The organism is Escherichia sp. HH091_1A, from assembly GCF_030295175.1.
GTDB lineage: Bacteria > Pseudomonadota > Gammaproteobacteria > Enterobacterales > Enterobacteriaceae > Escherichia > Escherichia coli_F.
Genome location: NZ_AP025747.1, coordinates 3056224 through 3082486 on the forward strand (window position 1 = coordinate 3056224; position 26263 = coordinate 3082486).

27 protein-coding genes are annotated in these 26263 nt (G+C 53.7%); 6 read left to right on the forward strand and 21 right to left on the reverse strand.

The window, feature by feature from the left end; translation table 11 throughout:
• Positions 1 to 47 precede the first annotated feature (47 nt).
• The 3 genes from QUF14_RS15400 to QUF14_RS15410 are packed head-to-tail and all read right to left on the reverse strand — an operon-like array spanning position 48 to position 1545.
• Positions 48 to 623, reverse strand: coding sequence for an RpoE-regulated lipoprotein (locus QUF14_RS15400; protein WP_000838945.1), 576 nt, complete (start codon positions 621 to 623; stop codon positions 48 to 50).
• A 60-nt stretch (positions 624 to 683) separates the two neighbouring features.
• Positions 684 to 1133 carry a DUF2919 domain-containing protein gene (locus QUF14_RS15405; RefSeq protein WP_024211954.1) on the reverse strand — a complete coding sequence of 150 codons (450 nt, stop codon included), beginning with the start codon at positions 1131 to 1133 and terminating at the stop codon, positions 684 to 686.
• Complete coding sequence (locus QUF14_RS15410; RefSeq protein ID WP_000406000.1) at positions 1120 to 1545, reverse strand: GNAT family acetyltransferase; 426 nt, start codon at positions 1543 to 1545, stop codon at positions 1120 to 1122. Before QUF14_RS15410 ends, QUF14_RS15405 begins: the two co-directional genes overlap by 14 nt.
• 213 nt (positions 1546 to 1758) lie before the next feature.
• On the opposite strand from QUF14_RS15410, the gene amiA reads away from it, so the two are divergent.
• From amiA to QUF14_RS15430, 4 genes are all read left to right on the forward strand, one after another.
• Positions 1759 to 2628: an N-acetylmuramoyl-L-alanine amidase AmiA gene (amiA, locus tag QUF14_RS15415; protein ID WP_000102907.1), complete on the forward strand. Its 870-nt coding sequence runs from the start codon at positions 1759 to 1761 to the stop codon at positions 2626 to 2628.
• A gap of 3 nt (positions 2629 to 2631) precedes the next feature.
• Positions 2632 to 3531 (forward strand): oxygen-dependent coproporphyrinogen oxidase, encoded by a 900-nt coding sequence (hemF, locus tag QUF14_RS15420; RefSeq protein WP_000803901.1) that lies wholly within the window; start codon positions 2632 to 2634, stop codon positions 3529 to 3531.
• Positions 3532 to 3668: 137 nt separating this feature from the next.
• The gene (locus QUF14_RS15425) at positions 3669 to 4931 is read left to right on the forward strand and encodes a DUF1963 domain-containing protein (protein ID WP_100733738.1); all 1263 of its coding nucleotides are present in this window, start codon (positions 3669 to 3671) and stop codon (positions 4929 to 4931) included.
• A 40-nt stretch (positions 4932 to 4971) separates the two neighbouring features.
• Positions 4972 to 5289, forward strand: coding sequence for a hypothetical protein (locus QUF14_RS15430; RefSeq protein ID WP_001285744.1), 318 nt, complete (start codon positions 4972 to 4974; stop codon positions 5287 to 5289).
• 76 nt (positions 5290 to 5365) lie between these two features.
• On the opposite strand, the gene eutR is transcribed toward QUF14_RS15430, so the two are convergent.
• The 18 genes from eutR to maeB all read right to left on the reverse strand — a co-directional run bounded on the left by eutR (position 5366) and on the right by maeB (position 22922).
• Positions 5366 to 6418, reverse strand: coding sequence for an HTH-type transcriptional regulator EutR (eutR, locus tag QUF14_RS15435; protein ID WP_000753721.1), 1053 nt, complete (start codon positions 6416 to 6418; stop codon positions 5366 to 5368).
• 45 nt (positions 6419 to 6463) lie between these two features.
• A complete protein-coding gene (gene eutK / locus QUF14_RS15440) occupies positions 6464 to 6964 on the reverse strand; it encodes an ethanolamine utilization microcompartment protein EutK (protein WP_001295463.1) in 501 nt (166 codons plus the stop codon).
• A gap of 12 nt (positions 6965 to 6976) precedes the next feature.
• Positions 6977 to 7636 carry an ethanolamine utilization microcompartment protein EutL gene (gene eutL / locus QUF14_RS15445; RefSeq protein WP_001111038.1) on the reverse strand — a complete coding sequence of 220 codons (660 nt, stop codon included), beginning with the start codon at positions 7634 to 7636 and terminating at the stop codon, positions 6977 to 6979.
• 9 nt (positions 7637 to 7645) lie between these two features.
• A complete protein-coding gene (gene eutC / locus QUF14_RS15450) occupies positions 7646 to 8533 on the reverse strand; it encodes an ethanolamine ammonia-lyase subunit beta (protein WP_000372324.1) in 888 nt (295 codons plus the stop codon).
• 20 nt (positions 8534 to 8553) lie between these two features.
• Positions 8554 to 9915, reverse strand: coding sequence for an ethanolamine ammonia-lyase subunit alpha (gene eutB / locus QUF14_RS15455; protein ID WP_000769937.1), 1362 nt, complete (start codon positions 9913 to 9915; stop codon positions 8554 to 8556).
• Between the two features lie 11 nt (positions 9916 to 9926).
• The gene (eutA, locus tag QUF14_RS15460; protein ID WP_286333059.1) at positions 9927 to 11330 is read right to left on the reverse strand and encodes an ethanolamine ammonia-lyase reactivating factor EutA; all 1404 of its coding nucleotides are present in this window, start codon (positions 11328 to 11330) and stop codon (positions 9927 to 9929) included.
• Complete coding sequence (gene eutH, locus QUF14_RS15465; RefSeq protein WP_000512386.1) at positions 11327 to 12553, reverse strand: ethanolamine utilization protein EutH; 1227 nt, start codon at positions 12551 to 12553, stop codon at positions 11327 to 11329. The genes eutA and eutH overlap by 4 nt, the downstream gene beginning before the upstream one ends.
• A gap of 315 nt (positions 12554 to 12868) precedes the next feature.
• Positions 12869 to 14056 (reverse strand): ethanolamine utilization ethanol dehydrogenase EutG, encoded by a 1188-nt coding sequence (gene eutG, locus QUF14_RS15470; protein WP_001178770.1) that lies wholly within the window; start codon positions 14054 to 14056, stop codon positions 12869 to 12871.
• Complete coding sequence (gene eutJ, locus QUF14_RS15475) at positions 14046 to 14882, reverse strand: ethanolamine utilization protein EutJ (RefSeq protein WP_000929692.1); 837 nt, start codon at positions 14880 to 14882, stop codon at positions 14046 to 14048. The genes eutG and eutJ overlap by 11 nt, the downstream gene beginning before the upstream one ends.
• A gap of 10 nt (positions 14883 to 14892) precedes the next feature.
• Positions 14893 to 16296: an aldehyde dehydrogenase family protein gene (locus QUF14_RS15480; RefSeq protein ID WP_001075727.1), complete on the reverse strand. Its 1404-nt coding sequence runs from the start codon at positions 16294 to 16296 to the stop codon at positions 14893 to 14895.
• 11 nt (positions 16297 to 16307) lie between these two features.
• Positions 16308 to 16595, reverse strand: a complete 288-nt coding sequence (gene eutN, locus QUF14_RS15485) for an ethanolamine utilization microcompartment protein EutN (protein WP_000762196.1) — start codon at positions 16593 to 16595, stop codon at positions 16308 to 16310.
• A gap of 106 nt (positions 16596 to 16701) precedes the next feature.
• A complete protein-coding gene (gene eutM, locus QUF14_RS15490) occupies positions 16702 to 16995 on the reverse strand; it encodes an ethanolamine utilization microcompartment protein EutM (protein ID WP_000387713.1) in 294 nt (97 codons plus the stop codon).
• Between the two features lie 38 nt (positions 16996 to 17033).
• Positions 17034 to 18050: a phosphate acetyltransferase gene (pta, locus tag QUF14_RS15495; RefSeq protein ID WP_000583010.1), complete on the reverse strand. Its 1017-nt coding sequence runs from the start codon at positions 18048 to 18050 to the stop codon at positions 17034 to 17036.
• Positions 18047 to 18850, reverse strand: a complete 804-nt coding sequence (eutT, locus tag QUF14_RS15500) for an ethanolamine utilization cob(I)yrinic acid a,c-diamide adenosyltransferase EutT (protein ID WP_000651275.1) — start codon at positions 18848 to 18850, stop codon at positions 18047 to 18049. The genes pta and eutT overlap by 4 nt, the downstream gene beginning before the upstream one ends.
• A complete protein-coding gene (gene eutQ, locus QUF14_RS15505; protein WP_000733929.1) occupies positions 18847 to 19548 on the reverse strand; it encodes an ethanolamine utilization acetate kinase EutQ in 702 nt (233 codons plus the stop codon). Before eutQ ends, eutT begins: the two co-directional genes overlap by 4 nt.
• The gene (gene eutP / locus QUF14_RS15510; protein ID WP_000820779.1) at positions 19523 to 20002 is read right to left on the reverse strand and encodes an ethanolamine utilization acetate kinase EutP; all 480 of its coding nucleotides are present in this window, start codon (positions 20000 to 20002) and stop codon (positions 19523 to 19525) included. Before eutP ends, eutQ begins: the two co-directional genes overlap by 26 nt.
• A gap of 12 nt (positions 20003 to 20014) precedes the next feature.
• Positions 20015 to 20350, reverse strand: coding sequence for an ethanolamine utilization microcompartment protein EutS (gene eutS, locus QUF14_RS15515; protein WP_000356956.1), 336 nt, complete (start codon positions 20348 to 20350; stop codon positions 20015 to 20017).
• 292 nt (positions 20351 to 20642) lie between these two features.
• Positions 20643 to 22922, reverse strand: a complete 2280-nt coding sequence (gene maeB / locus QUF14_RS15520) for an NADP-dependent oxaloacetate-decarboxylating malate dehydrogenase (RefSeq protein ID WP_000342645.1) — start codon at positions 22920 to 22922, stop codon at positions 20643 to 20645.
• Positions 22923 to 23210: 288 nt separating this feature from the next.
• Between maeB and tal the strand changes: the two genes are divergently transcribed.
• Entirely contained in the window at positions 23211 to 24161 is a 951-nt protein-coding gene (gene tal / locus QUF14_RS15525) for a transaldolase (RefSeq protein WP_001003725.1), read from the forward strand.
• A 19-nt stretch (positions 24162 to 24180) separates the two neighbouring features.
• Positions 24181 to 26184, forward strand: a complete 2004-nt coding sequence (tkt, locus tag QUF14_RS15530; protein ID WP_000087259.1) for a transketolase — start codon at positions 24181 to 24183, stop codon at positions 26182 to 26184.
• Positions 26185 to 26263: the final 79 nt, after the last annotated feature.

Consider the following 26263-nt stretch of genomic DNA (forward strand, 5'->3'; position numbering starts at 1 on the left):
CGCTATTTTACGTGTTTTTTTGCGGCGGCGGTTTGTTCAGACGCAAATTAACGCCGCCAGATAATTTTACTGACTTTCCAGTTTTTCAGGGTATCGTCCGAAGGCATTAACCCTTCAGGACCACTCCATTCCCCGCTGAACTGGTAGCTAATATGTTGACTGCCTTCGGCTTTACATTCGACGGCACGATTATCATCACCATCAGCTTTTTGGCAATTGCCAAATGCTTTGCTGTAAAGGTCGCTAAACGGTGTACCGATTTTAACACCGGTGTCAGCAGGAATATCGCTATCCAGCACATCTATGCGGCTGATCGTGCCCTGATCGCCGTTAATTACCATCGCCACGTTGTCGCCTTTCATCACTTCAAAAAAGCGCACCACGTTGCCGTTCGCGGTTTTCATTCCGCTGCGCAGGCGATAATCGCCATCAAGCGCATCGGCAATGGCTTGTTCTTGCAGTGGGGTGGACGCCGTTAATTCACCCACGCCCTGCTCGCTCACTTTGGTGGACGACCCAAACCAGTTCCACGGGTTAGCGGCAGACCAGTTAACTGACGACATCGTGGAACACCCGGTCAGCATCAACGGCATAGCGCATAACATTAAACGCAGCGATTTCATGTCACTTCCTTTGGTTATTCAATAACGTTGCTTGGAGTGCAAATTCACCAAAAAGTGCCGTTATTCTTTTTCTTCATTAAAACAAGCGCGTAAACGTCGATTGGTCAAAAGCCAAATTAACGCCACAATATCCGCCACTACCAGCGCCAGACCGATACCGCTAACGGATTCACCGTTCAGCCACAACCACGGTTGCCAGCAAAGCAAAACAAGCTGCGCCAACAGCAACAGAAAATAGAGTACATACCAGATGCGAGGAAACGTAGCCCGCCGACCACTCAGCAAAAACGCCAGCACCGCCGGAATACCGGGAATCAACCCCAGCCAGAAATTATCGTGATCGGGATAAAACAGATTTAGCAGCGCAGTACCCTGCTCGCGCGACGCACCGGCAATGACAAACAGCACCCAGGTTCGCGCCTGAAGCAATAGCACAAGCCAGAAGAGCAAGGGTAAACGCAGGCGACCGTGCGCATCATAATGGACAGGATGAAACTCAGTACTCTTCATCTTCAATCAAACGCTTACCCAGACTCAGCACGTCGGCGTGTTCATATCCCAGGCGTTCATACATTCCGAGCACCATGTCGTTATCTTCCGGCACGTTGATCTGAATTTTCGGGCAGCCGCGAGCAATCAGTTTTTTCTCCAGCCGATTAAGCAACGCATTGGCAATGCCACGCCCACGAAACTCAGGATGCACGCCAAGATAATAAGCGGATCCGCGATGCCCGTCATAACCGCCCATCACCGTTCCGACCACTTCACCGTTTACCTCAGCGACCAGAAACAGACTGACGTCATGGTTCATCTTACGCTCGATGTCCATTTCCGGATCGTTCCACGGACGCAGCAAGTCGCAACGCTCCCAAAGGGTGATGACCTCTTCGAAATCTTCCTGGCGAAATACGCGTATCTCCATGGTATTCGTTACCTTTTTGCGGGTTAAAAGGCTGATTATGGCGTGAACGGTCGAATTAGCCAATATCTGACGAAAATCGGTTGAAAAAGTGGCATAATGGGGAGTTGTCAACTATTGAAATGAAAAGTAAAACAATTCTCAACAGCAAACGGTCGTAACGGATTACGCGATACGATATAACATCTGGAACTTTATTATTACAACTCAGGCCGTATGAGCACTTTTAAACCACTAAAAACACTCACTTCGCGCCGCCAGGTGCTGAAAGCCGGATTGGCTGCCCTGACGTTGTCAGGAATGTCGCAAGCCATCGCCAAAGAAGAACCTTTAAAAACCAGTAACGGACACAGTAAGCCGAAAGCCAAAAAAAGCGGCGGCAAACGTGTCGTTGTTCTCGATCCAGGCCACGGCGGAATTGATACCGGAGCGATTGGTCGCAATGGATCGAAAGAAAAACATGTGGTGCTGGCGATTGCCAAAAACGTCCGTTCCATTTTGCGTAATCATGGCATTGATGCGCGTTTAACGCGTTCTGGCGATACGTTTATCCCGCTGTACGATCGCGTTGAAATCGCCCATAAACATGGCGCAGATCTGTTTATGTCAATTCACGCCGACGGCTTTACTAACCCGAAAGCTGCCGGTGCTTCGGTATTTGCTCTCTCTAACCGCGGCGCAAGTAGCGCAATGGCGAAATACTTGTCTGAACGCGAAAACCGCGCTGATGAAGTTGCCGGTAAAAAAGCGACTGACAAGGATCACCTATTGCAGCAAGTGCTGTTTGATCTGGTGCAAACCGATACCATTAAAAACAGCCTGACGCTTGGCTCGCATATTCTGAAAAAGATTAAGCCGGTGCATAAGCTGCACAGTCGCAATACCGAACAAGCCGCGTTTGTAGTGTTGAAATCGCCATCTGTTCCTTCGGTGCTGGTGGAAACTTCTTTTATCACCAACCCGGAAGAAGAGCGGCTGTTAGGCACGGCGGCATTTCGCCAGAAAATCGCCACAGCCATTGCCGAAGGCGTGATCAGTTATTTCCACTGGTTTGACAACCAGAAAGCACACTCGAGAAAGCGGTAAGAGATGAAACCCAACGCACACCAGGTTAAACAGTTTCTGCTCAACCTTCAGGATACAATTTGTCAGCAGCTGAGCGCCGTCGATGGCGCAGAATTTGTCGAAGATAGCTGGCAGCGCGAAGCTGGCGGCGGCGGACGTAGCCGGGTGTTGCGTAATGGTGGTGTTTTCGAACAGGCGGGCGTCAACTTTTCACATGTCCACGGTGAGGCGATGCCTGCTTCCGCCACTGCTCATCGCCCGGAACTTGCCGGACGCAGTTTCGAAGCGATGGGCGTCTCGCTGGTAGTGCATCCGCATAACCCGTACGTTCCCACCAGCCACGCGAATGTGCGCTTTTTTATTGCCGAAAAACCGGGTGCCGAGCCCGTCTGGTGGTTTGGCGGCGGCTTCGATTTAACCCCTTTCTATGGTTTTGAAGAAGACGCCATTCACTGGCACCGCACCGCCCGTGACCTGTGCCTGCCATTTGGCGAAGACGTTTATCCGCGTTACAAAAAGTGGTGCGACGAATACTTCTACCTCAAACATCGTAACGAACAGCGCGGTATTGGCGGGCTTTTCTTTGATGACCTGAACACGCCAGACTTTGACCACTGTTTTGCCTTTATGCAGGCGGTAGGTAAAGGCTACACCGACGCTTATTTACCGATTGTTGAACGACGCAAAGCGATGGAATACGGCGAGCGCGAGCGCAATTTCCAGCTCTACCGTCGCGGTCGCTATGTCGAGTTCAACCTGGTCTGGGATCGCGGAACGCTGTTTGGCCTGCAAACTGGCGGGCGCACCGAGTCTATCCTGATGTCAATGCCGCCACTGGTACGCTGGGAGTATGATTATCAGCCAGAAGCAGGCAGCCCGGAAGCGGCGTTAAGTGAGTTTATTAAGGTCAAGGATTGGATTTAATATCATGAAAATAAAAGAAAAATAACCCTATGTTTGTGGCTTGAAATTAATTCTGTTTAATTTGTGTGCCATGGTGACACCCTAATATCTAATAATAATCTCTTTCGACTTAACATCCTCAGGCAAGGAGCGCCTCTATGACTCACCGTATTCCCTGTAAAAGCCCCGCTTGTACATCAACCATTCTTCCGGAAACCGCAGCGCGTACTAACGGATACTGCATGCCCTGCGAGCAGTCCCAACAGCAGCGTGAGCACGACGAATATATCAAGAAAAACAAAAAGATCGTGAATGCGTTTGCTGGGTTAAGCGATCCGGTAGCCATGCTGAAATTAATTCACCAACCGCGGAAATTCGATGCGTTAATCGACTGGACTCCCTGCCCCGTTCCCACCGATGCCCTGTATCAACAGTTGACCGCCGAGCAAGCGCAGCAAATGGCTGATTACGCCACAGAACGCTTTGCATCTGGTGAATATAAGCTCGCTCAGGAGATTTGCCTTTGTCTGGCGGCATTTACCCAGGCGAATCTGAATGCCTATTTCAGAGAATGGATCTCTTACGATGATTTGGACAGTGATTCTTATATGCCTTTCCACCGCGCCCCCACAGATGTACGCGACAGGCTGTTAGAACGGGTTGAGGATGATGCAGAAAACAGAAATTGTATTCTGCAATGTCTGGCATGGATTGGGGATGACGTTGTCGTTGAACGTTTTGTCCAATGGCGCAATAGCCCACCGCCGTGGCGCAGCTCCCTTTACATCGCGCCTGAAGAATATGCGCATGAGGCCGGTTGGGAGTTAACCGCTGAAGATCAAAGGCGTAATCTCTATTTTCCTCAATGTTTTCATCTGGAGATGAAAAGCACCGGGTCTTGCGAAGCTTTGCGTGTTGTTGATGAACGCAACGATACCTGTCCAAATTGCGCATTGCCACTAACAAATCTTTTCGACGTTGACCTGAAGGCCACGGGTCTTAGCGATAACGGCAGTTTTCGCGTCGTGACTTGCGAATGTTGCACCGCCTACAGCACCATTTTCGGCTACATGGACTCACAGGGTAACGCTCATTTGTCTGCAAAAAATATCCCGCCTGCCTGGCTGCCGGATGATGTATCGGAATGGCGTCGACTCCCTGTAAACAGCATGAGACAGGGAAACCTTAGGTCACCGTTATTTGCCGCAGACCCATTTTTACCTGTCTCTTTCTCGCAACTTGGCGGGCATCCAACCTGGATTCAGGACGCGGAATATCCTCTCTGTCCGCAATGTTCCCACACAATGATGTTTCTTGCGCAACTGGATTATGCCGATATTGAACAATATGGCGAAGGGATGATTTACGCGTTTATCTGCCCGGAGTGCCGGACAACAGCGACGTCTTATCAGCAATCTTAGAAATTATTTTACGCCAGTTTGCTCACGGGAGCATTTAAGAATGTCAGACACATCACATAAAGAAAGTAAATGGCACCCTCATCTGGATATGAGTTTTCTGGGATGTGTGCTGGCATTTGCTATAGAAATTTATTTTGAAGAACACATTTTTATTCCCCACGGTGGAGGAGCAAGTTTTGGATTGATAGCACTCATCGTTATTAATTTTATGACTATCCCGGTAGTGATCGTGGTAACAACACTATTTTGCTATTTCTTTAAAATTTCGCGAAAGCGCGTAAATTGTATGTTGGTATTCCTGCTGGCGTGTATTCTGACAATTGTCGGTTTGTTTATCGCCTATCCCGTTGGGCAATAAAATACATAGCAATTCAACGTAATTTGTAACTTCACTATGGACCGGATCAAACACCATCCTCATCCGGCCCTCACCCTCACTCCAGTTCCTGCATCCGCTGATGCAGCGTCAGAGACGGCTTTTCTGCAAACAATTGCTGATAATCCGTGGCAAACTGCCCAAGATGCCAGAATCCCCACTGCATGGCGGCGTCTTTTACCGTCATACTTTGCGACCACGGGCTAATCAGTTCACGGCGCACGGCGTTCAGGCGAATGCGTTTCAGCCACGCATTCGGGCCAATGCCCAAAATAGCGTGAAATGCGTTTTGCAAGGTGCGGCGGCTGACATGCAGTTGATTACACAAGTCCAGCACCGTCACTGGTTCGGACATGTTTTCCAGCACATATTCACGGGCCCGGGAAAGCAACCGGCGGTAACTCTGATGACTTATACTTTCCGCCGTCATCATTGGCTGCGCTTCTTCCAGCATCGCCCCCATCGCCATTAGCAAATTATCTCCCAGCACTTTTCGCACTGCAGGCTGATGGAGATTTTCCGGGTTCTCGCAAAATGTCGCCAGCGCCTGTTGGACAAAGCCCCACAGCGCGACCTTATGCTGCTCTTTCACTTCCAGCGCCGACTGGTTACGTAACATATGCAGCACCCTTTCCGGGTTATGCAAAAAGTTAGCCTGACGGGTGATGACATCTTCAGAAAGCACCACGCCAAGGATCGTGTAATCGTCCGGCGTACTTAATTCAAACTCGGTTCCTCCAGGGCGCGTCGCAATTTCTGCGCTTCCCAGACATTGCGAACCGATAAATCCCTGCTCACCGCGCGTCGCCGGAATGCCAAACCAGAACGAGTTCGGCCAGACCAGGCACGACTGACGCAGCGCCAGCCCCGTGTATTCACGGAAAACCTGAATATCATCGAGCAGTATTTCCGTAAATTCACCATGAAACTTGCCCGGATGCAGCTGATCGTAAATCTGCTGCCAGGCGGTAATCGTCAAAGCATGTTCATAGACATCCGTTGTTTGCCGTTGATGAACATTATCCACTTCGACCTTCGGCGTTAGCTTCAGGTTTTCGGGTAAGGGTTCATGATAAAGATGGTGTAAATTGGCTGTACGGGTCTTTTTCATGATGTTAATGCCGGGTGTTGTATGACACCCGGCACCTCCGACAGGTTAATGGGGCTTGAGACGATAACGACTACTGCGTTTACGTAACGTCCCGGCAGAAAAGAGCTGTTCGAGCGCATTTCTGGCTTTTTCCAGCGGCCAGCCAAAGTGGGCAGCCACTTCTCCGGCCGTCATTCCCTGACGTACTGATGTTAACAGCGCCAACAACTCGTCAGCAGATTCCGCGACGATAACTGGCGCGTCGGGTTCCTTTACGGGTTGCTTCGGCTGGCGGTTAAAGCCAGTAACCAGCCACTGGGTGTCATCGTCTGGCCGACCGATCTCCTTACGGCTGATGACACGCCCGGTACGCATCGCGGCAGCACAACCTGCGTCCAGCGCCGCACGACACGCCGCCAGATCGCCTTCCACCACCAGCGTTAGGCGACCAGGGTCAAGCACTTCGTGACTGAGCAGACGAACGTTAGCTGCTTTGAGCATGGCATCAGCTGCATCTATCGCGGCGACCATGCCGTCCACTTCCAGCAATCCCAGTGCATTGATCATCGGCAACCTCCGTTACGCACGCTGGATTGGATTACGCGCGATTTCCAGCACTGCATCGGTAAAGGCGTTACAGGCTGCTTTACACGCGGCCTGGCTACCGGTTAAAAATGCTGCCGAGTAGTTGGTTTCAGACGGTGGCGGGACATAGGTCACCAGCTGCACGTCGGCAGATTTCAACGCTGCATCAATGCCGTAGGTCGCTTCCAGCGGCGGTGCCACCAGATACGCCATCGGATCGCCAAGCGTGATCCCGGCGGTTGATGAGAGATAAGAGCCGGTACGCGAAACGACATGCGCCAGGAAGGCTGTGTTTTCTGCATCATTAGCCCACTGGAAAGCAGCGCCATTTTCAATATGCGCAACCATCGCATCCAGACCGGCACGCACTTCCGCCGGGTTTGGCCCCCCGAGCATAATCAGCACTTCACCGGCAGTCGGTGACGGCCCGTGTGCAGCTCCCGCATACAGCGAGCGACCATACACGACTTCAACCATCGCCTGCTTGGTCGCTTCGTCAGCCGCAATGTAGGTGACGTCATCGGAATCAGCAGAAATCAGCCCGAGGCTACGAATATGCGGCGGCAATTTCAGTTCACGCGCAAATTCGGCGTTAACAGAGGCAATCACCCGCATGGCGGTTACCGACGGTCGAATCAAATCTAAAGCTGGCATGATGCCTCCTTATCGGGTCATGTTGATGCCGGATGCTTTCTGCTCCAGCATACGTTTCGCCAAATCCACAATGACGGCTGCGGCTTCAACCGGCGGCGTGCCGCCCTGGTGAATGTTAGAGATACAGGTACGGTCGGCCTCAACGGTGGTTGCCATACGCGGCGAGTAAACGGCGTAGCAGGAGAGACTTTCTGACTGCCCCAACCCCGGACGTTCACCCACCAGCAGGATCACCACTTTCGCGCCAAGAAGTTCGCCAATCTGATCTTCAATCTTCACGCGACCGTAACGCACAAAGAACGGTGTGCCGACTTTCAACCCGGCCTGTTTCAGGCCCGCCATCAGCGGTGGCAGAATCTCTTCATAGTTCACGGTGATCGCATCAGTAGACAGACCATCGGAAATAACCACCTGTACGTCCGGATTGGCAACACACTGCGCTTTCAGCGCTTCAACAGCCTCTGCACACAAGCGGCGGCCCATATCCGGGCGAGTCAGATAGAGATTTTTGTCGCTAATTTCAGAGCGGACTTCCAGCAAGCCCTGCGCTTTCACCCACTCCTCCGGCACTTCTTTCAGAACGGTGTCTTTCGAACGAGAGTGATCGGCCAGAAAACGCAGCAACGCCTGGGTACGCGGACGCGGACCGGCACGACCGGTACAGACGCGAGCCACGGTGCTGCGGCGCAGTTCTGTTAATACGTCTGCGCGATGCGGGTTTTCAACGCCAATCCACGCTTTTGCTTCTGCGGAACCTAAATCCAGCGCGCAGCTTTCCGAGGTCACCGGTGCTGCACAGGTGGTAGTGGCGCATTTTGCTTCTGACGGCGCGGGGGCCGCTTGTCCCATTGACGCCATCACGCTGCGTACAATTTCTTCAATCTGTTTTTGATCCATGATGAGTTATCTCCGCGTCATCAGAAGAACAGTGACGGATCGCCCGCCCGTTTGGTCAGGCGACCGTTTGCCATAATGCCCATGCTTTCCAGCCAGCGTTCAAACTCCGGTGACGGGCGCAAGTTGAGTAACTGACGCACAGTGGCAGTGTCGTGGAATGCGGTGGTCTGGTAGTTGAGCATGATGTCATCACCCAGCGGCATCCCCATGATGTAGTTACAGCCTGCGGTGGCGAGCAAGATCATCAGGTTTTCGTTGAGGTTCTGGTCAGCGTCAGCGTGGTTGGTGTAGCAGCAGTCACAGCCCATAGAAATGCCGCTCAGTTTGCCCATAAAGTGATCTTCTAAGCCCGCACGGATAATCTGCCGGTCGTTGTAGAGATACTCTGGCCCAATAAAGCCCACTACGGTGTTGACGATAAACGGATCGTAATGACGTGCCAGCCCGTAGTTACGTGCTTCCATCGTCACCTGGTCAGCGCCGAAGTTCGCGCCAGCAGACAGCGCCGAGCCTTGCCCGGTTTCGAAGTAGAGGCAGTTTTCCCCGGCGATACGGTTAAACTCCGCGCCCACTGCGCGTGCTTCATCGAGCATCGCCAGCTCCACGCCAAATTCTTTCAGCCCTTTTTCGCTGCCGCAGATACTCTGGAAAATCAGCCCGCCTGGTGCGCCACGACGGATCGCTTCAATTTGGGTGGTGACGTGCGCCAGCACGCAGCCCTGGGTCGGAATGTTGAATTTGTCGATCACGCCATAGATGGTATCCAGCACGCGGCTTAAGTTTTCCACGTCGTCAGTCACCGGGTTAACGCCGATCACCGCATCGCCCACCCCGAAAGAAAGCCCTTCGTAGATTTGCGCGGCGATACTTTGCACGTCGTCGCGGGTATCGTTTGGCTGCAAACGGGCGCTGAAGGTGCCCGGAATACCGATGGTAGTATTGGCCTTTTTGATAATCGGCATTTTCTTCGCGCCGTAGATCAGATCCGCGTTAGAGCAAATCTTCGCTACCGCCGCGACCACTTCCGAGGTCAGCCCTTTGCGGGTAAAAGCAATGTCGTCAACGCTGGTTTCATCACTCAGCACATACTCACGCAGCTCGCTGATGCTCAAGTTTTTAATCTGGTTGTAGGCCGTTTCGTTAACGTCGTCCTGAATCAGCCGCGTCACGCAGTCATCTTCATAGGCAATCACCGGATTATTGCGGATGTCCGCTACGGTCATTTCCGACAACACCTGCTTTGCCGCCACGCGCTCCTGTGAGCTTGCCGCTGCAACGCCCGCCAGCACATCCCCCGAACGCAGTTCGTTGGCTTTAGCCAGCACCTCTTTTACATCCTTAAACTGATATACATTGCCGAACAATGTGGTCTTTAGTTTCATAAGTCGTTCCCTCAGGAAGGAAATGCGAGTGATTTCACCGTCACCGGCACAACCGATCCGCCAAAAAGAGGCGTACCAATGTCGATATAGTCCCCCGCGCGGACAATCACTTCGTCAATGACTACCAACGGGAGTTGTTGTAGCTGTGGGCGCAACAACATGCCCAGAGCTTTACCAAAGTCCTGCCCGGCCACCACCAGCAGGGGATGCGGATTCGGAAAACGCGCGACGAAATCGACCAGCGCGTTGATGACCGTCAGTACCGCGGCGTAACGCACAGGCAGCGAGGCGGGAAGCGCCAGCACGTACGCGTCAGTTTTGGGGCAAAGATCCAGCTGAATCAGCGCCTGTTGCCAGGCACTCACCAGATCCGTTTCATCAATTGGGATCGCCACCGGCAAATTGCGCAGCGGCAGTTGTACCCCCTCCAGCCAGATTGTGCTGCCAGAGAGCGAAAGAGTATGTGCGCCCGCGCCAATCACCGTGGCGCGCACGGTTTGCGCTGGAAACTGCACGTTCATCTCACGCAGACGAGGATGCTCATGCAGCGCCGTTGCCAGAAGCGGGCCAATATCGGCAAAACAGAACGGGTCAGCGGGCTGGTGGCGATAACATTCGCCCACGCCGCCAGAAAGCGTAATGATTTCGGGCGTAACACCTGCGGGCAGCAAACCGGTTTGCATCAATGCCTGCGCGAGCGGCGAGAGCGTTCCGTCAATCACTTCGACAATCAGTTCCGCCATCCGCCGGGTAACCTGCACCAGCTGCGCGCCGGTCAGTGAACGGGCGTCAGTGCCTGCACCGAAGCACTCATCCACTATCATCTGCCCCGGTTTATGAGCGTAAACCACGCGCCCCTGGCTGTCGGTTTCCAGCAGGCGACCGCCGACGTTAAGGCAGGCAGTGCCGCTGATTTTTCCGGCATCGAACAAAGCGTAGTTCGCGGTGCCACCGCCGATGTCAATATTCAGTACCCGACATAACCGTTGTTCAGAAAGGGTTTGCGCCCCAGCACCGTGACCGGCGATCACGGATTCGAGATGCGGCCCGGCGCTGGCGACGACAAAATCGCCAAGCGACTGGGAGAGCGTCATCACCGCCGGGCGAGCATTGCGGGTTTTCGCGCTTTCACCGGTGATGATGATGGCACCAGAATCAACGCTTTCCGGCGCAATGCCCGCAGCCTGATATTGCTCGAGGATTAAGGTTTTCAGTTCCGCTTCTTTTAAACCGCCCAGTTTATCGACAGGGGTAAAGAACACCGGGCTTTGCCAGCTAATTTCGCGTTTGATGAATTCGTAGCGCGGCACCTGCGACACCGCCGCACGGTTAACCAGCTCCAGGTGGGAGAAGATCACCTGGGTGGTGGTAGTGCCGATATCGATACCGACGCTCAGTAGCTGGCGAGTGTTCACGATTGTGCCTCCGCTTCGGTTTTAGCCGCGGTCGCGTCTTCTTTTGGCACCAGCATCATCGCCACGCCAATCGCCGTAACGCCGCCGATCAACTTGCCGACAATCATCGGGAAGATCATGGCGTTCATGTTGGCAGCGGCGAAGCCTAAGTGGTCACCCAGGGCGAAAGCAGCGGAAACGGCGAAGGCACAGTTGATCACTTTGCCGCGGGTATCCATCTGCTTCATCATGCCGAACATCGGGATATTGTTGGCAAGGGTTGCGACCATGCCAGCTGCCGCGATATTGTTCATATTCAGCACTTTACCGACGCTCATCAGCGGTTTTTCAAACCAGCGTGTCAGCAGCAGCACCATCGGATACGCCCCTAACAGCACGCAGGAGATAGAACCGATAACTTCAATGGCGCGCATCACTTCACCGGGTTTGTCGCCTGGAGCCATGAAGATCGGATCCAGACCGGGGATCAGTTCCCAACCGAGCAGGAATTTCACTACCGCAGCGGCAAGACCGAGGGTGATCAATGCAACGAGGAACTTGGCGAAGATCTGGAAGCCGTTGATCATTTTTTCCGGGATGAATTTCAGCCCCAGCGCCACCAGTACCGCGACGATAAGTACCGGGATCATGTTCATCAGGATCAGGGCAAAGGTGAATTCCACTGGCTGACCGTTGATCTGCACACCGGAATACATAGCCACCAGACCACCGGCAATACAGCCAATGGGAATGGTCACAATGCCCGCCAGCACGCCGAGCGCCAGATAACGACGGTCAGAAGGTTCGATAATGCCGAGCGCCACCGGAATGGAAAACACAATCGTTGGCCCCATCATCGATCCGAGAATTAACCCAGAGTATAGCCACGCTGCCACATCGCCGCCCGCCAGCTCTTTGGCGAGGAAGAAGCCGCCCATGTCGCACGCCAGCAGTGTTCCAGCGAACATTGACGGGTTTGCGCCGAGCATTTCGTAAACCGGGATAATCACCGGCCCAAGTACGTGGGCCAGTACTGGTGCCAGTGCGGTCATACCGACCATCGCCAGGCCCAGTGCGCCCATTGCCATAAAGCCTTCTTCGAACTGGCCGCCCGATCCTTCGATACTTTTACCAAACTTACCGAGGAAACGAGCAGAACCGCCGAACTGCGACAAGATCCTGTCTACGGCAGCTATCAGCATAAAGAACATCATGATGTACATGATGATTTCGTTAATTCCCATCGCCTTTACTCCCTGTTAGTTGTTATTTATTGGCGGATGCGGCGTGAACGCTTTATCCGCTCTACATGTGCAATCCTGTAGGCCGGATAAGACGCGACAGGCGTCGCATCCGGCACTTGCACCGCGCCATTGGCGGATGCGGCGTGAACACCTTATCCGCCCTACATGTGTAATCCCCAGGTCGGATAAGACGCGACAAGCGTCGCATCCGGCACTTGCACCGCGCCATTGGCGGATGCGGCGTGAACGCCTTATCCGCCCTACATGTGCAATCCTGTAGGCCGGATAAGACGCGACAGGCGTCGCATCCGGCATTTATTGCGCCGCCGCGTACAGGCCGACGATCTGCTCCAGGCTGGCAGTACGCGGGTTACTACGCAGACAAATATCGTCCTGCGCGGCCTGCGCCCATGCGCCGTAATGCGCAGATGCCGCACCAACATCGCCCAGTCGTTTACCAATCCCGACTTCCGCAATCAGCTCACTTACCGCGTTAATAGCATCACGATCGTCGGATTTTTTAGTTCGCAGCGCCCGACCAATCTGACTAAAGCGTTCGCGACAGACCATCCGGTTAAACTCCATCACCGTGGGCAGCAGCATGGCGTTCGCCAGTCCGTGCGGAATATGCAGCGCCGCCCCCGGCTGATGCGCCATCGCGTGGCACAACCCAAGCCCCGCACTGGAAAATGCCATTCCCGCCATGCATGATGCGAGCAACATACTCTCGCGCGCGGCAAGGTCATGACCGTAGCCCACTGCTTTCGGCAGTGATTTACCAATCATCGCAATTGCGCCAATCGCCAGGCTGTCTGTAAACGGTGTAGCGTTCAGCGCGCTGTACGCTTCAATAGCATGGGTTAACGCGTCGATACCGGTCATCGCCGTGACATGCGACGGCACGCCTTCGGTCAGCGCGGCGTCGAGAATCGCCACATCCGGCATCAGCGAGGCATGGGCTAACACCTGCTTGCGCCCGCTCACCGCGTCGATAATCACCGTTACGTTGGTGGTTTCAGAGCCGGTTCCGGCGGTAGTTGGAATGGCAATCAACGGCAGACGCGGTTGCAGAACGCTGGTTTCTGACATTTCTGCCAGCGTGCGGTCGGGGTTCGTCACCAGCAACGCAACGGCTTTTGCCGCATCCAGCACCGAGCCACCGCCAAACGCGATCACTCCGTCACAGCCTGATTCACGCAACTGCGCCACGGCGGCACACACGTCGGTGATGCACGGTTCGCCCACCGGACATGGCCAGAGCGTCATGGCGATGCCTTTAACGGCCAGGCTACGCGTCAGCCCAGCGGTCATCCCCGCCTGATGCAAAAAGCTGTCTGCCATCACGAACAGATGTTTCAGCCCACGCGTTTGTGCTTGCTGTCCGCAACTGCTCACCGCGCCCGGACCGCAAATCGTCACCGGTGGAACGCTAAATGTTTTTACCCGTTGCAGATTCAGGGTATCGAACGCCTGAAAGAGCGCGGTCTGCAATTCATTTTGCATATAGTCCCTCCGCTTTCTCTCGCCCGCTACTGGCGATCGCCAGCGGGGTCATAAACAAACTGTGCTGCGGTAGATGCACCTGTAACGCCGGGAATTGTTTGCAAAACAGTTCCGCCACGCCCGGTTGCATACAGGAGCCGCCCGCCAGCCATAAATCAGTAATGCCCTGCCCTTCAATATGCCGGGCAACAATGTCCGCCATTTTTTCGTACACCGGCTTCACCGCAGGCCAAATCTCGTCACCGTGACCGCGCTTGTACTGCTCTGCCTCTTCCAGCGAAATACGGCGATTTCCGGCGAGAGTCAGAGAAATGTGATGTCCGCCGGTCGCTTCATCCGCTGAATAAGTCACCTTGCCCTTTTTCACGATGGCAATTCCGGTAGTGCCGCCGCCAATATCCACTACACCGGCGTTGTCCAGTTGCAGCAGATCCGCGACTGCGGTTGGCTCATCCAGCACATGGCTCACTTCCAGCCCGGCAGACTCCAGCACGTTGATGGAAATACGCGGGTCCGTACCTGGAGGAAAAGAGGTCGCCGCATGGCTAAAACGGCGACCGAATTGCTGCTCGAGCGTGTCGAGATGGCGACGAACAATGGTGACCGCACCGAAGAAATCCCAGACGATGCCGTCGCGGACCACATCGGCCCAGTCGAGACATACCGCCACCGGCTGACCGTCGCAGTCGACAACCATCGACACCACATCGCAGGTGCCCAGATCTACCCCCAGCCACAGCGGAGATTCCGACGCGGCGGGCGTCTGGTTACACAGCGTTGCCGCCGTTTGCAGCCGCGGGGTAAGCCATTGTTCGTCGTGCGCCATCGGTTACTCCTTAAACAATGCGAAACGCATCGACTAATACACAGCGACGCAGACGGACAAACGTACGCGCGCTGGTTACCCCTTCACCGGTTGGCGTAGTGATGGTCATCGTGGTCCAGCCTTCCCCGCCCAGCCCCAGCCCGGCAATGCACGGTCCGTTCTTAACGAAAATACTGGTATCAATGGCGTTCGCCATTTGGTTCATGTTCTCGATATTGCGCGAGTGCATTGCCGCCGTGTGGTGGCAACCGCCTTCCAGTTTCACCGCCAGCGCAATGGCATCCGCCACGTTGGCGACGCGCACGACCGGCAGCACTGGCATCATCAGTTCGGTCACGGCAAACGGATGTTCTGCGGGGGTTTCTACAAACAGCAAGCGCGTTTCTTGCGGCACGTTCAGGCCGATTGCCGCCGCGATTTTCGCCGCATCGCGACCCACCCAGTCACGGCTGACGGTGCCTTTTCCGCGCTCATCGATATTTTTCAGCAACACCGGTTGTAACTGCTGTGCCTGTTCTGCAGTCAGTTTCACCGCATGCTGGCCTTCCATCAGACGCATTAGTTCATCGGCTACGCTATCAACAACAATCAGCACCTTTTCATCGGCACAAATGATGTTGTTATCGAAAGAAGCGCCTTTGACGATAGACTGAGCGGCACGGGCGAGGTCGGCGGTTTCATCCACCACCACCGGCGGGTTGCCAGCACCTGCGGCAATCAGACGTTTATTGGTGTGTTTGCGCGCCGCTTCCACCACCGCTTCGCCGCCGGTCACCACCAACAGACCGATGCCCGGAAACTTGAATAAGCGTTGCGCGGTTTCGATATCTGGATTTGCCACAGTAACCAGTAAGTTTTCCGGCCCGCCTGCGGCAACAATCGCCTGGTTGAGCAACGTAATAGCCCGTTGAGAGACTTTTTTCGCCGCCGGATGCGGGGCAAAAATAACGCTGTTGCCCGCGGCAATCAGGCTGATGGCGTTATTAATTACGGTTGCCGCCGGGTTAGTGGAAGGCGTCACCGAAGCCACCACGCCCCAGGGCGCGTTTTCAATTAAAGTCAGGCCGTTGTCACCGGTCAGCACCTGTGGAGAGAGGCACTCAACGCCTGGCGTACCGCGTGCCTGAGCGACGTTTTTGGCAAATTTATCTTCTACGCGGCCCATACCCGTTTCACTGACGGCAAGTTCCGCTAAATCTCTGGCGTGTTTTTCGCCTGCTTCACGAATAGCAGCAATGGCTAACTGGCGCATTGCCACGCTTTTTAACCCTTGCTGGGCAATTTTGGCCGCCGCAACGGCGTCATCCAGGGAAGCAAAAACGCCCATCTCATGAACGGCGGCGGGCGACGTGTCACTGCTTTGCATTTTCAGCAGTACCGCTTTCACCACCTGTTCAATATCCTGTTGATTCATGATGTTCTGCCTTATTTGTGGAAAATTACCTGACCGCCAGAGACCACCTCATCGACAATGCCAATTACGCACAGATCGACCGGTGACGTTTCGCTTTTATGCGCCTGGCGGGCGGAACTGCCACTCACCAGCAACACCCACTCCCCGGTTCCCGCACCAATATTGTCGATGGCGACAGCACATTGCCCGTCAGGATTACCTTGTGGATCAATCATTTCCACCATCAGCAATTTGTCATGCGCCAGTCCGTGATGGCGTACGGTACAAACAATTTGTCCTGTGACGACTGCCAGTTTCATACCCGCCTCCGTGGCATATTTCAGGTAAAAGCTCCCCCTACCTTCCGCGGAAGGTAAAATTAAACAGGAGAGAGCGTGACGCCCGGATCGACGTCACACAGGGTGATTACAGGTTGCTGCTATCGCCTTTCAGGCCGATCGGGAAGACCTCTTCCAGGTCGCCGTGCGGACGCGGGATAACGTGTACAGATACCAGCTCGCCGATACGCTGCGCCGCTGCGGCACCGGCATCGGTCGCCGCTTTACAGGCAGCAACATCACCACGAACCATGGCAGTACACAGGCCGCCGCCAATCTGCTTAACACCAACCAGTTTGACGCGCGCAGCTTTCACCATCGCATCAGAAGCCTCAATCAGTGCAACCAGGCCCCGGGTTTCGATCATTCCTAATGCTTCCATTGTGTTTTCCTCTTTATAGGGGTCCAGAACGGGACCGTTCATTCAACCAGTGTTTGTAAACTGCTTTCGCGGTTCACTTTTGTCTGACGCGGCACAGCTGCCACCAGCGCCAGCTCGATAATTTCCTGCACGCTACAACCACGAGAGAGATCGTGCATCGGCGCGGCAAGTCCTTGTATCAATGGCCCGACGGCACGATATCCGCCGAGTCGTTGTGCGATTTTGTAGCCAATATTTCCGGCTTCCAGCGACGGAAAAACCATCACATTGGCCTTGCCTTGTAGCGGGCTGGCAGGCGCTTTTTGCGCCGCCACTTCCGGCACGAAGGCGGCGTCAAACTGCAACTCGCCATCGACGACCAGCTTTGGTGCGCGCTCACGGACGATTTCTGTCGCCTGCTGGACGTTGGCAACGCAGGGGTGACGGGCGCTGCCGTTACTGGAAAACGACAACATCGCCACGCGCGGCTCTTCTCCGGTGATGGCCTGCCAGGTTTCGGCGCTGGCAAGCGCGATATCTGCCAGCTGCGCCGCCGTCGGCTGTGGCACTACGCTGCAATCGGCAAAGCCCAATGCGGGGCCACTGTACTGTGGCAGCATCAGGAAAATGGAGGAGAGCGTTTTACAGCCTGGCTGTAAGCCAATAATGCGTAATCCGGCACGCAGCACATTTGCCGTGGAAGAGAGATTGCCCGCGATACAGACATCCGCTGTCCCGGCGCTGACCATTGCGGCAGCGAACATCAGCGGATCGGTGAGTTTTTCCAGCGCATCCGGCGGCGTTTTTTCGCCCGCACGGGCCAGCCAGCGGAGAGCAAATTCTTCCCGCATTGCGAGGTTGCCATGCGGATCTATCACCTGTAGCCCGTCCATCGCCACGCCGTGACTGAGCGCAAACTGACGAAGTTCAAACGGATTGGCGACCAGAATGGGCGTTGCCAGACCTTGTTGATGTAAATATTGCGCAGCTTTCAGCACACGTTGATCTAACGCATCCGGAAATACCACTGTGGCGGGCGCTCGCAACGCCAGTTCACGACAACGTTCAATAATCATTGCGTTTCCCCCAGTCGTTGTTGGATCTGCTTCACCGTTAGCGGCTGCTTCGTTACGCTCAAAATCATCATCACGTAAACCGTGCTGGAAAGGCGGTTCAGCGCCTGCAAGATGTCCGGGCGTAATACTTCAAAACTACGGGTAATAAACACCTGCGCCGCGACGGTTTCGGTTTCCCGCACTTTGGTGCGTAGCAGATTCAGCAACGCCGCATCGCGTCCGTGGCTGGCTTCCGGCACCAGATGATCGTGGTCGAGATAACGCAGTGGCTGGTGAGAAAGTCGATGCAGATCTTCGTCAGAAAACCCGACAATCGCCTGGCAGCCCAGCGGTTCGCCCAACACATCGGCACGCATAATGTTGCCAAGACGCGAACGGATATCCGCCAGCCACGGCTGCCACGGTTCTGTCAGTTCAATTTGCAGCCACACTACCAGCGCAATGGTGCTGTCGAGAACAGCGCGAAAACCCAGGCGCGGATCGCTTTTGGCGACCATTTTTTCCGCCGACAGGTGAGTCAGCGTGTCCGGCTTTTTCGCCACTGGCTGGTGACACAGTTCGCAGCACGCCTGCGGATGTTCATCACTACTGGTCAGCACGTGAACGGGCTGTAGCTGCTGCTGTTCATCGTCAACAAACAGGCGGCCCTGCTCGTCAATAAACTTGATGCGCAGATGGCGGCTTTCCAGTAACTCCCGGGCAGAGGGCGTCAGGCGACTGTCCGCAGGGAGATGGATCTCTGCGCCTTCGCTGAGCGTATGGTTCGCTCTTAGCCATGCTTCGGTGATGAAATCTTTCATAGGGATTGCCAGTTAGCCGGCCAGGCGACATACAGGAATTTCACGCTGGATGTCGTACCAAATTCGATGCTGGAGCCTTTCGGGATAAACATCACATCGCCTGCTTTGGCGATCATGGTTTCGCCTTCGTGGCGAACGTGCAGTTCCCCTTCCAGTACCATGTCGATTTCGTCGTAGTTCAGGGTCCACGGGAAGAAGGCGTTCTCCCACTGCATAAAACCGGCGGCCATGCTGCTGCCGTCGTCTCCGGTCACGAGATCAGTCAAGCCTACGCAGTGCGGTTCCGCGCCATCGAAACGACCAAACTTCACGCTGCTGCCATCAATAACTTTGATGCCGCCTTTGCCGGTCACCGATTTAAAACTCGGCTGCATTGCACCCTGCTCCAGCGACTGTTTTTCCTTTATCACTTTTTCCATCAGCTGCGCGACCAGGCTTTCGGTAAACTGGCCTTCCGGCAGCTGGGCGATGATGGTTTCGCGGATACGCTGGCTTTCAGTTTTATCGGCAGGCACGCTGACGGGAACAGATGCCGCTACTGGCGTCGATTCAGTGCATTCGGTGATGGTAAACCCCAGCAAGTCCGCCACTTCGCGGGCTTCCGGGGTAATAATGCTGGCGCGCAGAACCACAGACATTGCCTGTTCGCCGCGCGCATGTGCTTCACGAATATCATTCGCTGTGATGAGTTTTTTCACCTGCTTCCTCCTGTTCGGTGAGAGATGCCAGATAATCCACCAGTTGCTGCACGCTTTGCGGGTCGTGGCTGTTTAGCTCGAAAATCGGCTCTTCAAAACCAGTTTCAAGCAATAACTTTCGCGTTGCTGCGACGTCAGCATCCGGCATGTCCGTTTTACTGATGACGGCGATTTGCCGTTTGCTGGCACCAATATCCAGCAACCCGGCAGGCAATCGGCTTTCCGGGTCATTCGCGCCGTGGACATAAATCAGCATGTCCACATCCTGTAGCGTGGTAATTAAGGCGTGATACCAGCGGGGATGGCTAAAATATTCACCCGGCGTATCAATATCACCCTTATCATTAAATTCCACGGCCTGTGTTTTTCTGGCGAGGGTATAATTCCCCTGCAACGCATTAAATAACGTTGTTTTTCCTGCCCCGACGGTACCCACAAACGCAATTCGTTTCATGAATGCCTCGTATTAACTTTTGGTCATTTCACAAAGCGTATAATTTAATAAACGACCTAAACCACTGACGGTTTGTGATAACGCTTCTTCTACTGCGCCCACCGAGCCATAAATCACTAGTGCGCCGCTAAAACGGTCGAGGAAACCGATATGCACATCGGCAGCTTTCAGTGCTAAATCACCGGCGATCATCGCCGTTTCGCCGGGAGTTAGCGTCATAATGCCGATTGCGCCCGCATCCGGAACGCCGATTTTCTTCGCCAGTTCTTCGCCGGGATGCGCAATGAGATGCGCCAGTGTGACCTGTTTGCCGGGCACAAATTCCTGAATGATGCGTTCTTTATCCATAAGTCGCCGCCTGTGAAAAACTTGCGTGTATCGTGACAATTTTTCGTCAGAGTAAATAACAAAATTCGGCAAGCGCGTTTAAAAGGTGAGGTAGATCACTAAGAATGGAGAGATATTTACTGTGATGCATAAACTTTCATATGCAACGCATGAATATAAATAAAATGATATCGAGATAGTTTATATGCTGCTTTTTTTATTATTCGAAAACTTAGTAATAAGCTTTACTAATATATTATAGTAAAACCGCTTACCCTGAATATTCAGGGTAAGCGTGAGAGTTAAGAATGAATTACAGCGGTTGGGTTTGCGCTTCAACCACGGCCAGCGCCACCATGTTGACGATACGACGTACGGATGCGATTGGTGTTAACACGTGAACCGGTTTCGCCACACCCATCAGCACCGGACCGACAGTCACACCTTCCGAGCTGGAAACGCGCAGTAAGTTGTAACTAATACGGGCAGCTTCCATGTTCGGCATCACCAGAATATTGGCGGAACCTTTCAAAGGGCTGTCCGGCATACGATCGCTGCGAATCGCTTCCACCAGCGCTGCATCGCCGTGCATTTCACCATCAATCATCAGTTCTGGCGCACGCTCTCTGACCAGTTCCAGCGCTTGACGCATTTTGCTCGACGACGGGCAGTCAGAAGAACCAAAGTTGGAGTGCGACAACAGAGCCACACGCGGCTCAATACCAAAACGACGAACAGTTTCTGCCGCCATCAAGGTGATCTCCGCCAGCTCTTCTGCGTCTGGCTCGTCATTGACGTAGGTATCGGCAATAAAAGTGTTACCACTCGGCAATAGCAGCGCGTTCATTGCACCTGCGGTGTGAACGCCATCGCGATAACCAAAGACATTTTTCACCACGCTGAAGTGTTCATGATAATCACCCACCGTACCGCAAATCATTGCATCGGCTTCGCCACGCTGAACCATGATCGCGCCGATCACTGTCGGGTTACTGATCAGCGCCCGCTGTGCCTGCTCCTGAGTTACACCACGGCGCTTCATGATCTGGAAGTATTCGGTCCAGTATTCTTTAAAACGCGGATCGGATTCGTTATTGACGATCTCAAAATCAACGCCCGCTTTGATCTGCAAGCCCAGTTTTTGAATGCGCATTTCGATCACGTTCGGACGACCGATAAGGATCGGTTTCGCCAGTCCCAGAGTCACCAGTTCCTGAGTAGCATGCAGAACGCGTGCCTCTTCCCCTTCCGGTAAAACAACGCGCTTCGGCGCTTTGCGGGCCTGGGAGAAAATCGGCTTCATAAACAGGTTGGTTTTGTAAACGAACTCAGTCAGCTTGTCGATGTAGACGTCGAAATCAGCAATCGGACGCGTCGCCACGCCCGACTCCATCGCCGCTTTAGCGACCGCAGGAGCGATCTTAACGATCAAACGCGGATCAAACGGTTTTGGAATGATGTATTCCGGGCCGAAGCTCAGATCTTGATCGCCATACGCCGAAGCAACGACTTCGCTCTGTTCCGCATGGGCCAGTTCTGCAATCGCGCGTACCGCCGCCAGTTTCATTTCCTCGTTGATGGCTGTTGCACCAACGTCCAACGCGCCACGGAAGATGAATGGGAAGCAAAGCACGTTATTAACCTGGTTCGGGTAGTCGGAACGGCCGGTACAGATGATGGCATCCGGACGCACTTCTTTTGCCAGCGGCGGCAGAATTTCTGGTTCCGGGTTTGCAAGCGCCAGGATCATCGGCGCACGAGCCATTTTCTTAACCATTTCCTGGGTCAGCACTTTCGGGCCGGAACAGCCCAGGAAAATATCCGCGCCTTCAATTACATCATCGAGGGTACGTTTGCCGTCATCCACCACCGCATATGCGGCTTTGGTTTCCGCCATATTTGGCTCACGGCCCTGATAGATAACGCCTTTTGAATCACAAACCACGATGTTATGTTTTTGCAGCCCCAGCGCCACCAGCAGGTTCATACAGGCAATTGCTGCTGCACCCGCGCCGGAAACCACCATCCGCACGTCGGAGATGTTTTTCTCCACCACGCGCAATCCGTTGAGGATGGCTGCAGTGCTGATAATTGCCGTGCCGTGCTGATCGTCGTGGAATACTGGAATATTCATCCGCTCGCGCAGTTTCTGTTCAATATAGAAACATTCTGGCGCTTTAATGTCTTCGAGGTTGATGCCGCCGAAGGTCGGTTCGAGCGCAGCGACGACTTCAATAAATTTGTCCGGGTCAAGTTCATCAACTTCAATGTCAAATACATCAATCCCGGCGAATTTCTTAAACAGAACGCCCTTGCCTTCCATCACCGGTTTGCCTGCCAGCGCGCCAATGTTGCCTAACCCCAGCACCGCCGTACCGTTAGAGATCACCGCCACCAGGTTACCACGAGCGGTATATTTGTAGGCTTTTAACGGGTCTTTTTCGATTTCAAGACAAGGTGCGGCAACGCCTGGTGAGTAGGCCAGCGCCAGATCGCGCTGCGTTGCCAGAGGCTTGGTTGGAGAAACCTGGATTTTCCCTGGAACTGGAAATTCATGGAAATCAAGTGCACTTTGTTTTAACTGGTCATCCATTTGGTTGTTCCTTTCACGTAACGTTCACAAATAAAGTGTGTGGGCAACAGCCCCTGCCCACAACGTGGCGCACATTATTACCTTGCCGGAGTCTACAGACTTTGAGCAAGTCCAAACTCTCACCATTAATATAATGTTTTGGTAATAATCCTATAACACTGATGTTACCTGCTTAATCCAGCAATACCATGCCTGTCTGCTATGCTTTTTTGATGCGTTTAGCGAAATTTCTCAGAAGTGTGAATTAACGCACTCATCTAACACTTTACTTTTCAAGGAGTATTTCCTATGAACGAGTTAGACGGCATCAAACAGTTCACCACTGTCGTGGCAGACAGCGGCGATATTGAATCCATTCGCCATTATCATCCCCAGGATGCCACCACCAATCCTTCGCTGTTACTCAAGGCTGCCGGATTATCACAATATGAGCATTTAATAGACGATGCTATCGCCTGGGGCAAAAAAAATGGCAAGACCCAGGAACAACAGGTGGTCGCTGCATGTGACAAACTGGCGGTCAATTTCGGCACTGAAATTCTCAAAATCGTACCCGGTCGCGTGTCAACAGAAGTTGATGCACGCCTCTCTTTTGATAAAGAAAAAAGTATTGAGAAGGCGCGCCATTTGGTGGACTTGTATCAGCAACAAGGCGTTGAGAAATCACGTATTCTGATCAAGCTGGCTTCAACCTGGGAAGGAATTCGCGCGGCAGAAGAACTGGAAAAAGAAGGTATTAACTGCAACCTGACGCTACTGTTTTCTTTTGCTCAGGCGCGGGCCTGTGCAGAAGCAGGCGTTTTTCTGATTTCGCCGTTTGTCGGGCGTATTTATGACTGGTATCAGGCGCGTAAGCCGATGGACCCGTATGTGGTGGAAGAAGATCCGGGCGTTAAGTCAGTGCGCAATATCTACGACTACTATAAGCAACACCACTACGAAACCATTGTAATGGGCGCGAGCTTCCGTCGCACCGAACAAATCCTCGCCTTAACCGGCTGCGATCGACTGACTATTGCGCCGAATTTGCTGAAGGAGTTGCAGGAAAAAGTTTCTCCAGTAGTGCGTAAATTAATCCCGCCTTCTCAGACGTTCCCACGCCCAGCCCCGATGAGCGAAGCGGAGTTCCGTTGGGAGCACAATCAGGATGCAATGGCAGTAGAAAAACTCTCTGAAGGCATCCGCCTGTTCGCCGTTGATCAACGCAAACTGGAAGATCTTCTTGCCGTCAAACTATAAACCAGCCACGGAGTGTTATATGTCCCGAAAAGACCTTGCCAATGCGATTCGCGCGCTCAGTATGGATGCGGTACAAAAAGCCAATTCTGGTCATCCCGGCGCGCCGATGGGCATGGCTGATATTGCCGAAGTGCTGTGGAACGATTTTCTTAAACATAACCCCACCGATCCAACCTGGTATGATCGCGACCGCTTTATTCTCTCTAACGGTCACGCGTCGATGCTGCTCTACAGTTTGCTTCATCTGACCGGTTACGACCTGCCGCTGGAAGAGCTGAAGAACTTCCGTCAGTTGCATTCGAAAACCCCTGGTCACCCGGAGATTGGCTATACGCCTGGTGTTGAAACCACCACCGGTCCACTTGGACAAGGTTTGGCGAACGCGGTCGGACTGGCGATAGCAGAACGTACACTAGCGGCGCAGTTTAACCAGCCGGATCATGAAATTATCGATCACTTCACCTATGTGTTTATGGGCGACGGCTGCCTGATGGAAGGTATTTCTCACGAAGTCTGTTCGCTGGCGGGCACGCTGGGGCTGGGCAAGCTGATTGGTTTTTACGATCACAATGGTATTTCCATCGACGGTGAAACCGAAGGCTGGTTTACCGACGATACGGCAAAACGTTTTGAAGCCTATCACTGGCATGTGATCCATGAAATCGACGGTCACGATCCGCAGGCGGTGAAGGAAGCGATTCTTGAAGCGCAAAGCGTAAAAAATAAGCCATCGTTGATTATCTGCCGTACGGTGATTGGCTTTGGTTCACCCAATAAAGCGGGTAAAGAAGAGGCCCACGGTGCACCGCTGGGTGAAGAAGAGGTGGCGCTGGCACGACAGAAACTGGGCTGGCATCATCCGCCATTTGAGATCCCCAAAGAGATTTATCACGCCTGGGATGCCCGCGAAAAAGGCGATAAAGCACAGCAGAGCTGGAATGAGAAGTTTGCCGCGTATAAAAAGGCTCATCCGCAACTGGCAGAAGAGTTTACTCGCCGGATGAGCGGTGGTTTACCGAAAGACTGGGAGAAAACGACTCAGAAATATATCAATGAGTTGCAGGCGAATCCGGCGAAAATCGCGACCCGTAAGGCTTCGCAAAATACGCTTAACGCTTACGGGCCAATGCTTCCTGAGTTGCTCGGCGGTTCGGCGGATCTGGCTCCCAGCAACCTCACCATCTGGAAAGGTTCTGTGTCGCTGAAGGAAGATCCGGCGGGCAACTATATTCACTACGGGGTGCGTGAATTTGGTATGACCGCTATCGCCAATGGCATTGCGCACCACGGCGGCTTCGTGCCGTATACCGCGACGTTCCTGATGTTTGTTGAATACGCTCGTAACGCCGCGCGGATGGCGGCACTGATGAAAGCGCGGCAGATTATGGTTTATACCCACGACTCAATTGGCTTAGGGGAAGATGGTCCGACCCACCAGGCCGTTGAGCAACTGGCCAGTCTGCGCTTGACGCCGAATTTTAGCACCTGGCGACCGTGTGATCAGGTGGAAGCTGCGGTGGGCTGGAAGCTGGCGGTCGAGCGTCACAACGGGCCGACGGCGCTTATCCTCTCAAGGCAGAATCTGGCCCAGGTGGAACGTACGCCAGATCAGGTAAAAGAGATTGCCCGCGGTGGTTATGTGTTGAAAGACAGCGGCGGCAAGCCGGATATTATTTTGATTGCCACTGGTTCAGAGATGGAAATCACCTTGCAAGCAGCGGAGAAATTAGCGGGAGAAGGTCGCAATGTACGCGTAGTTTCCCTGCCCTCGACCGATATTTTCGACGCCCAGGATGAGGAATATCGGGAGTCGGTGTTGCCTTCTAACGTTGCGGCTCGCGTGGCGGTGGAAGCAGGCATCGCCGATTACTGGTACAAATATGTTGGTCTGAAAGGGGCAATTGTCGGGATGACGGGTTATGGGGAATCAGCTCCTGCGGATAAGCTGTTCCCGTTCTTTGGCTTTACCGCCGAGAATATTGTGGCAAAAGCGCATAAGGTACTGGGAGTGAAAGGTGCCTGATGGTGATCGCCGGATGCTGATTGCCGGATGCTGATTGCCGGATGCGACGCTGACGCGTCTTATCCGGCCTACATGTCCC

Coding starts and splice junctions, on each gene's coding strand:
- eutG (WP_001178770.1), bottom strand. CDS start 14,056: ATGCAAAATGAATTGCAGACCGCGCTCTTTCAGGCGTTCGATACCCTG.
- eutC (WP_000372324.1), bottom strand. CDS start 8,533: ATGGATCAAAAACAGATTGAAGAAATTGTACGCAGCGTGATGGCGTCA.
- hemF (WP_000803901.1), top strand. CDS start 2,632: ATGAAACCCAACGCACACCAGGTTAAACAGTTTCTGCTCAACCTTCAG.
- eutM (WP_000387713.1), bottom strand. CDS start 16,995: ATGGAAGCATTAGGAATGATCGAAACCCGGGGCCTGGTTGCACTGATT.
- maeB (WP_000342645.1), bottom strand. CDS start 22,922: ATGGATGACCAGTTAAAACAAAGTGCACTTGATTTCCATGAATTTCCA.
- eutB (WP_000769937.1), bottom strand. CDS start 9,915: ATGAAACTAAAGACCACATTGTTCGGCAATGTATATCAGTTTAAGGAT.
- eutH (WP_000512386.1), bottom strand. CDS start 12,553: ATGGGAATTAACGAAATCATCATGTACATCATGATGTTCTTTATGCTG.
- eutT (WP_000651275.1), bottom strand. CDS start 18,850: ATGAAAGATTTCATCACCGAAGCATGGCTAAGAGCGAACCATACGCTC.
- QUF14_RS15425 (WP_100733738.1), top strand. CDS start 3,669: ATGACTCACCGTATTCCCTGTAAAAGCCCCGCTTGTACATCAACCATT.
- QUF14_RS15480 (WP_001075727.1), bottom strand. CDS start 16,296: ATGAATCAACAGGATATTGAACAGGTGGTGAAAGCGGTACTGCTGAAA.
- pta (WP_000583010.1), bottom strand. CDS start 18,050: ATGATTATTGAACGTTGTCGTGAACTGGCGTTGCGAGCGCCCGCCACA.
- eutN (WP_000762196.1), bottom strand. CDS start 16,595: ATGAAACTGGCAGTCGTCACAGGACAAATTGTTTGTACCGTACGCCAT.
- QUF14_RS15410 (WP_000406000.1), bottom strand. CDS start 1,545: ATGGAGATACGCGTATTTCGCCAGGAAGATTTCGAAGAGGTCATCACC.
- eutJ (WP_000929692.1), bottom strand. CDS start 14,882: ATGGCGCACGACGAACAATGGCTTACCCCGCGGCTGCAAACGGCGGCA.
- amiA (WP_000102907.1), top strand. CDS start 1,759: ATGAGCACTTTTAAACCACTAAAAACACTCACTTCGCGCCGCCAGGTG.
- eutL (WP_001111038.1), bottom strand. CDS start 7,636: ATGCCAGCTTTAGATTTGATTCGACCGTCGGTAACCGCCATGCGGGTG.
- QUF14_RS15430 (WP_001285744.1), top strand. CDS start 4,972: ATGTCAGACACATCACATAAAGAAAGTAAATGGCACCCTCATCTGGAT.
- QUF14_RS15400 (WP_000838945.1), bottom strand. CDS start 623: ATGAAATCGCTGCGTTTAATGTTATGCGCTATGCCGTTGATGCTGACC.
- QUF14_RS15405 (WP_024211954.1), bottom strand. CDS start 1,133: ATGAAGAGTACTGAGTTTCATCCTGTCCATTATGATGCGCACGGTCGC.
- eutS (WP_000356956.1), bottom strand. CDS start 20,350: ATGGATAAAGAACGCATCATTCAGGAATTTGTGCCCGGCAAACAGGTC.
- eutP (WP_000820779.1), bottom strand. CDS start 20,002: ATGAAACGAATTGCGTTTGTGGGTACCGTCGGGGCAGGAAAAACAACG.
- eutR (WP_000753721.1), bottom strand. CDS start 6,418: ATGAAAAAGACCCGTACAGCCAATTTACACCATCTTTATCATGAACCC.
- tkt (WP_000087259.1), top strand. CDS start 24,181: ATGTCCCGAAAAGACCTTGCCAATGCGATTCGCGCGCTCAGTATGGAT.
- tal (WP_001003725.1), top strand. CDS start 23,211: ATGAACGAGTTAGACGGCATCAAACAGTTCACCACTGTCGTGGCAGAC.
- eutK (WP_001295463.1), bottom strand. CDS start 6,964: ATGATCAATGCACTGGGATTGCTGGAAGTGGACGGCATGGTCGCCGCG.